Source organism: Nostoc cf. edaphicum LEGE 07299 (genome assembly GCF_015207245.1).
Lineage (GTDB): Bacteria > Cyanobacteriota > Cyanobacteriia > Cyanobacteriales > Nostocaceae > Nostoc > Nostoc edaphicum_B.
In genome coordinates, this window is sequence record NZ_JADEXF010000327.1 from 1 (window position 1) to 5,306 (window position 5,306).

General features: G+C 44.0%; 7 protein-coding genes. 5 read left to right on the forward strand and 2 right to left on the reverse strand.

Annotated features, from left to right (window positions below):
• Positions 1 to 360 precede the first annotated feature (360 nt).
• The 4 genes from IQ229_RS24685 to IQ229_RS11720 all read left to right on the forward strand — a co-directional run bounded on the left by IQ229_RS24685 (position 361) and on the right by IQ229_RS11720 (position 4,285).
• Entirely contained in the window at positions 361 to 546 is a 186-nt protein-coding gene (locus IQ229_RS24685) for a hypothetical protein (protein WP_322743977.1), read from the forward strand.
• 182 nt (positions 547 to 728) lie between these two features.
• Positions 729 to 1,214, forward strand: coding sequence for a vitamin K epoxide reductase family protein (locus IQ229_RS11710; RefSeq protein WP_194043874.1), 486 nt, complete (start codon positions 729 to 731; stop codon positions 1,212 to 1,214).
• Positions 1,215 to 1,365: 151 nt separating this feature from the next.
• Positions 1,366 to 2,211, forward strand: coding sequence for an alpha/beta hydrolase (locus tag IQ229_RS11715; protein WP_228013396.1), 846 nt, complete (start codon positions 1,366 to 1,368; stop codon positions 2,209 to 2,211).
• 10 nt (positions 2,212 to 2,221) lie between these two features.
• Complete coding sequence (locus tag IQ229_RS11720) at positions 2,222 to 4,285, forward strand: hypothetical protein (RefSeq protein ID WP_228013397.1); 2,064 nt, start codon at positions 2,222 to 2,224, stop codon at positions 4,283 to 4,285.
• On the opposite strand, the gene IQ229_RS11725 is transcribed toward IQ229_RS11720, so the two are convergent.
• Positions 4,282 to 4,518 (reverse strand): hypothetical protein, encoded by a 237-nt coding sequence (locus IQ229_RS11725; protein ID WP_194043890.1) that lies wholly within the window; start codon positions 4,516 to 4,518, stop codon positions 4,282 to 4,284. The genes IQ229_RS11720 and IQ229_RS11725 overlap by 4 nt on opposite strands.
• 45 nt (positions 4,519 to 4,563) lie before the next feature.
• Here IQ229_RS11725 and IQ229_RS11730 point away from each other — a divergent pair, with 45 nt between their 5' ends.
• Positions 4,564 to 4,803, forward strand: a complete 240-nt coding sequence (locus IQ229_RS11730) for a hypothetical protein (RefSeq protein ID WP_194043876.1) — start codon at positions 4,564 to 4,566, stop codon at positions 4,801 to 4,803.
• Between the two features lie 50 nt (positions 4,804 to 4,853).
• Here the strand turns inward: IQ229_RS11730 and IQ229_RS11735 are convergent, their stop codons facing one another.
• Positions 4,854 to 5,237 (reverse strand): nuclear transport factor 2 family protein, encoded by a 384-nt coding sequence (locus IQ229_RS11735; protein ID WP_194043878.1) that lies wholly within the window; start codon positions 5,235 to 5,237, stop codon positions 4,854 to 4,856.
• Between the last annotated feature and the right edge of the window lie 69 nt (positions 5,238 to 5,306).

The following is a 5,306-nucleotide window of genomic DNA, read 5'->3' on the forward strand; positions in this document are numbered from 1 at the left end:
TATCTTAATTTATTACTCTAGGTGTACAAAGCTTAATTAACGCTGAAACTTCTGATAGATTATAAAAAGTTTTTTTTGGGTTACAACCTTAAGTATCTCAGTATTAACTAATAGAATTACAATGATTGACTGTAATGGAAAATATCAACGCTGCGAAAATGACAGAGCGTTACATTGCTTTGGCTATCGAATTTGCTTATTTATAGGTTGATTTGGCTTTATATCAGCTTTAGTTTTATTACCAGAAACGAGCGAATATTTTATTCCACTTGATGAATTTACTGTTGCTTATTCTGCGGGTTTTGTTTATATATTTGGTGCAATTACTACCAACTTTTTGTATAACCTTGTACGCCAGCAGTGTTAATTTCTTTTGCCTTGCTGGCTGTCATAGAATTGTTGCCCTTGAGTAAGACATTTTTCGGCTTAACGCCATTGTTTGGTTACAATGTCTTGCTCAATATATTAGCAGCGATCGCAGCTGCTTATTACAGCCTTGTCATACCAGCTAAAGTCAAGGGTGTTAATGTAGCGGAAAATATTTAACATCTTCTTGTATCCAATAAGTTTGGTGGCAGAAAAAATAATTTCTGCTATCAATCTTTTCTCAACCTGCTAAAATCTCCCGCGCATGGCTGATGTATTTATCAATAGAGATTGATTAAGCAAGAATTGAACTTTATGGATGCAAAACAACTCAAGAACTGCGTCAAGGAAAAGACCCTCACATGAGCCGGAGACGAGCAATTATTGGCTTGTCCATGCTTGGGGGTTCAATGGGACAACTTGTGACGCTCTACCAAACAGGGATCGTTAACCACCTTCCCGATCCGCCAATCCCCATATTTGATGCAGATCGAGTTGATGCATCTAACTACGCTTACAGCCGATTTAACTCACCCGATGGGCCAATCATGGTAGTTACTTATGCACTCACTGCCTGGCTAGCTGCCGCCGGAGGACTGGATCGCGCGCGGCGTAATCCTTTTATACCAATTGCAATGGGTGTCAAGCTCGTGTTAGACACTGCGGTTTCTGCCAAATTAGCTCAGGAAGAATGGAGCGAGAACAAAGCCTTTTGTGAGTACTGCCAAGTTGCAACAGTATGTTCTGTCGCGTCCTTAGTGCTTGCAGTACCCGAAATACTTGCTGCTATTCGCACCCTCCGGGGAAAACCTGACAAAAATATCGCAGCAAGCAACAGTACGCAGTAATCAAATGAGTAAAAGCAATGCAACTCAAGCCAATAAACCCAGCAAAGTTTTAGAATTTTTCTCTCTTTACTCTCTGTGTTCTCTGTGCCTCTGCGGTTCGTTTTAAATCCTCCAGTGTAGTGTCAGTTAATTGCTGATTGAGGCGATCGCAATGACACAAAACAACAATCCTCCTGACTGGACACGACGACAACTACTCCAGTTCGGGCTAGCAGGGATGATTTTACCACTCGCTGCCTCTCAACTATCCAATTGCCAAAAGCGGAACTTATTAGTTATGGAAAGCTCAAAGCAAGTTGATTCTAGAGCTACTAAAGGACAGTTGTTATCCCGCCCAACTCATCCCACAGCAACCGCTTTGACCGGGTTACACCCACTAGGGCTGGATGGGCAGCGAGATGGTTTTGTCTATGTACCTGAAACCTATCAAGCAGATCAGCCCGCTCCCTTGGTGTTGATATTGCATGGAGCCGGAGGCGATGCAGAGGGTGCGCTAAAAATCCTCCGTCATCTGGCAAATCGCTTTGAAACAATTCTGTTGGCAGTAGATTCACGCCAACAAACTTGGGACATTATTCAGGGTGGCTATGGCCCTGATATTGCCTTTCTCGATCGGGCACTAGCACAAACTTTCAGTCATTATGCGATCGCTCCGAACCAAGTAGCGATCGCTGGTTTCTCTGATGGTGCTTCCTACGCCCTTTCGGTTGGCATTACCAATGGCGACCTGTTTAACCATATCATTGCTTTTTCACCCGGATTTATGGCTCCTGCTAGCCAATCCGGGAAACCGCGTGTGTTCATCTCTCATGGAAAGTCAGATCCAGTGTTACCAATTGAACGGTGTAGTCGCCGGATTGTGCAGCAGTTAAAACAAGCAGGCTATGACCTAGAATACCGTGAATTCAACGGGTTTCATACAATTCCCCCTGCGATCGCCGAAAGAGCTATGGAGTGGTTTACTCAATCAACACCGGATAAAGTGTTCCATTCGTGAAATCAAAACTATGAAAACTGACCCAGGTATCGCTATAGATTCCAATCCTCCAAAAGTGGAGCCTCAAAAAAATAGATGGGGAACTATTGGGATACTATTATTTTTAGTTATTTTTGTTAGCTTCTTCGCTTCCAGACTAGAATTTGTTCTAGGTAAAACTCCCAGCCTAGATAAGACTTTTACACCTGTAACCCAGGCTGCACCTCAAGAAGTTGGTTCTTATGATGTTTTGGGATACGCGATTAATAAAGAAGAGGCAACACGTTTACTAAATACAGAAGATGGGCGCAAACAACTATCCCCTGAAAATGGGGCGTTTGCTGTTACTGAGGAAACTTTAAAGCTGGGGCGAGATGCTTTTTACTCGGAAACTTTTGGTAATGAAATTTTTCAAACTGATGTGGTTGGGGCGCTGAACGGCCCGATTAATATGATAACTGTAGGTCAGGCGATCGCTAAACTTGGCGGTAAGCATACAACCAATCTCCGAATTCCTATAAATGAAGATGTAACAATAGGTGGACGCACTTTTAAAGCTGGCACACTGTTGAATACAGGATTAGACGTACCTGCAAATTCCCTTGTACCACTGGGTATGCGTGCTAGCTTCACTAAAGGTAAGTTGAGATTTGGTATTACCTGTGCTTTATGTCACGCCACACTTGACAACAAGACTGGACGGATCTTAGAAGGCGCACCAAACAATGACGTTAATACAGGTTTGGTTTTGGCATTTGCCACTAATTCCGCAGCCATGTTTCGCCAAACAGATGTTAATCCTACTCAAATTCCGGCGGGAGAGCATACTTACATTAACGCTGACGGTAAAGAATCCCGCTTACCAGATACCAAAACTTTAGAAGATGCAGTTGATGCAAAACTCTTAACTTGGCCGCCTGGAAACTTTGATTCCACTGGCACTCTAGTAAACAATCCCTCACAAATCCCCTCATCTTATACTTTTGATGCCTGGCCTTACGGTTGGAGTGGTCATTCAGCAGTTGGTTGGTTTCACGGTTTGACTACCTTAAATAGCAACGTTCACGCCACAAATTCCGATGGGACAAATGGCGCTGATGGGAGTCAAGCTTTATTAGGAATTGATAAGGAAACCTATTTAGGCGTGATTCTGCAAAATGCCGCAAATCCAGCTTTTAGATTTCCTGAAGGTGCAAAACCATCAGAATTTTTCGACAAAATCGATCCCACTCCTGGGGAACCTGCAATTAATCAAGTAATTCGGATGCCTGGATATCCCAAAGGTTCGCCGTTTATGTTAGATGGTTTAATGGCATCTTCCCCCGGTTTCCCCGTTGGCGAACAGCTGAATGCGATGTCTGCTTGGCAAAATACTCTGGCACCACCACCGATTCAAGTTAGTGATGTTGCATCTCTAGAAAAAGGGGCAACTATATTTAATCGTGCTGGCTGCATAGACTGTCATAGTGGACGCTACTTTACTAATCATGATGTCATCGCTCAAAACGAGATTGGAACTCAACCATCACGCGCCCCAACATTAGCGCCATTCGCTAAGAACTTCACCACACCCCAAACCTACCCTGACAGTGTCTCTGTTCCCTTGCCGTCTAATCCTCCAGTGTTAGAAGTTCCTACAGATATTACCCCACAAAAAGCGCAACAGTTAGCTTTTGCTATCAATAATCCAGCCGGTGGTTATAAAGTAACAAGCTTGATTGGGTTGTATCTAACTGCGCCTTATTTACATGATGGTGGCGTGGCTGCTAGTGCTTCAGCATTAAAGCAAAATGAACAGGACGGACAATTTGTGGTGGCAAATCCTAAGCAACTTGGTATGGCTGGTACATTAATGCAAAATATTTTACCCGACCCAGAAGCAAGTTTACGGCTGCTAGTTGATCGTAATCTTCGTGAGACAATGGTTGCAGTTAACCAAGCTAATCCAGATTTGCAAAAGTCGAATGTAGACGGTAGAGGACACGCTTATTGGGTAGATGCAAAAGCTGGCTTTACCACTCAAGAACAGACAGATTTAATTCAATTCCTCCTCAGTTTGGACGATCAACCAGAAATTCTGCCCAGTTCACGCTAACTAAGTACAGTTTTGCGTAATAAGCATAGTATTGTTAATGCAAGCTGATGCATTAACAATGCAAGAACAATCCAAGCCGACGCATTAACAATCCAAGCCGACGCATTAACAATCCAAGCCGACGCATTAACAATCCAAGCCGACGCATTAACAATCCAAGCCAACGCATTAACAATCCAAGCCGACGCATTAACAATCCAAGCCAACGCATTAACAATGCAGGCTATTGCCAAATTGAATTCGCTACAAATTAATGAAATGCTGTACTAAGGATAGACATGGAAAGAGAGATTAAAGATTCAGATGGAATTACATGGACTTGTATTCAAGCATTTTCAGGTCTTTCTGACATTTCAAAAGCTGAAGATGCAGCTGAGGTCGAAGGAGAACCAGATACCTACTGGGTTGTCTGTACTCCTAGTGGCGGCGCACAGTCTGTACGGCTGAAGCTACAGGGTAAATGGGAAGAAGAATACTCGGATGAGGCGTTACTTAAGGAAATTAGAATGCAGCAATAATTGGCGTTGTTGATTAATCGGCTCAATGCCCTGTTCGCTGGAGCGCGTGGTTAGGCCTTTGGCGTGGAGGATGGAAGTGGACAGACTTCCATAGCTTGAATCAAGCCGTGTTCAAGGGTGAATCGATGACCCACATGTTCATCGGCAAGAACTACGTAAGCCTTGTCACGCACGACCTGATGCACATCAACCAAAATGCGCCCGGTCTCCTCCAAGTAAAAGGAAATCGGCTCGACGTGCCCATCGATCTCGCTCCATTGCTCCGTCCAGTAAGCGCGAACTTCTTCAGGCCCACGGACAAAACCGCCTTTGAACGCTCTCGGCCAAACCACGTCTGGAGTCATGAGGGCAAGGGCAGCGTCAATGTCTCGCGCGTTGAAGGCCGCATAAGCCGCACGGAGCAATTCGATTTCTGGTGCAGATTGATTTGACATAAGAGCTATGGTGAAGGAGATGCAGCAGGGCCTAAAAATTTATTTTACCGTTAAAGCTAAGTATTGTTA

Bases quoted from the DNA above. Each gene is read 5' to 3' on its own strand.
- IQ229_RS11730 (WP_194043876.1), top strand. From the start codon at position 4,564: ATGGAAAGAGAGATTAAAGATTCAGATGGAATTACATGGACTTGTATT.
- IQ229_RS11710 (WP_194043874.1), top strand. From the start codon at position 729: ATGAGCCGGAGACGAGCAATTATTGGCTTGTCCATGCTTGGGGGTTCA.
- IQ229_RS11735 (WP_194043878.1), bottom strand. From the start codon at position 5,237: ATGTCAAATCAATCTGCACCAGAAATCGAATTGCTCCGTGCGGCTTAT.
- IQ229_RS11720 (WP_228013397.1), top strand. From the start codon at position 2,222: ATGAAAACTGACCCAGGTATCGCTATAGATTCCAATCCTCCAAAAGTG.
- IQ229_RS11715 (WP_228013396.1), top strand. From the start codon at position 1,366: ATGACACAAAACAACAATCCTCCTGACTGGACACGACGACAACTACTC.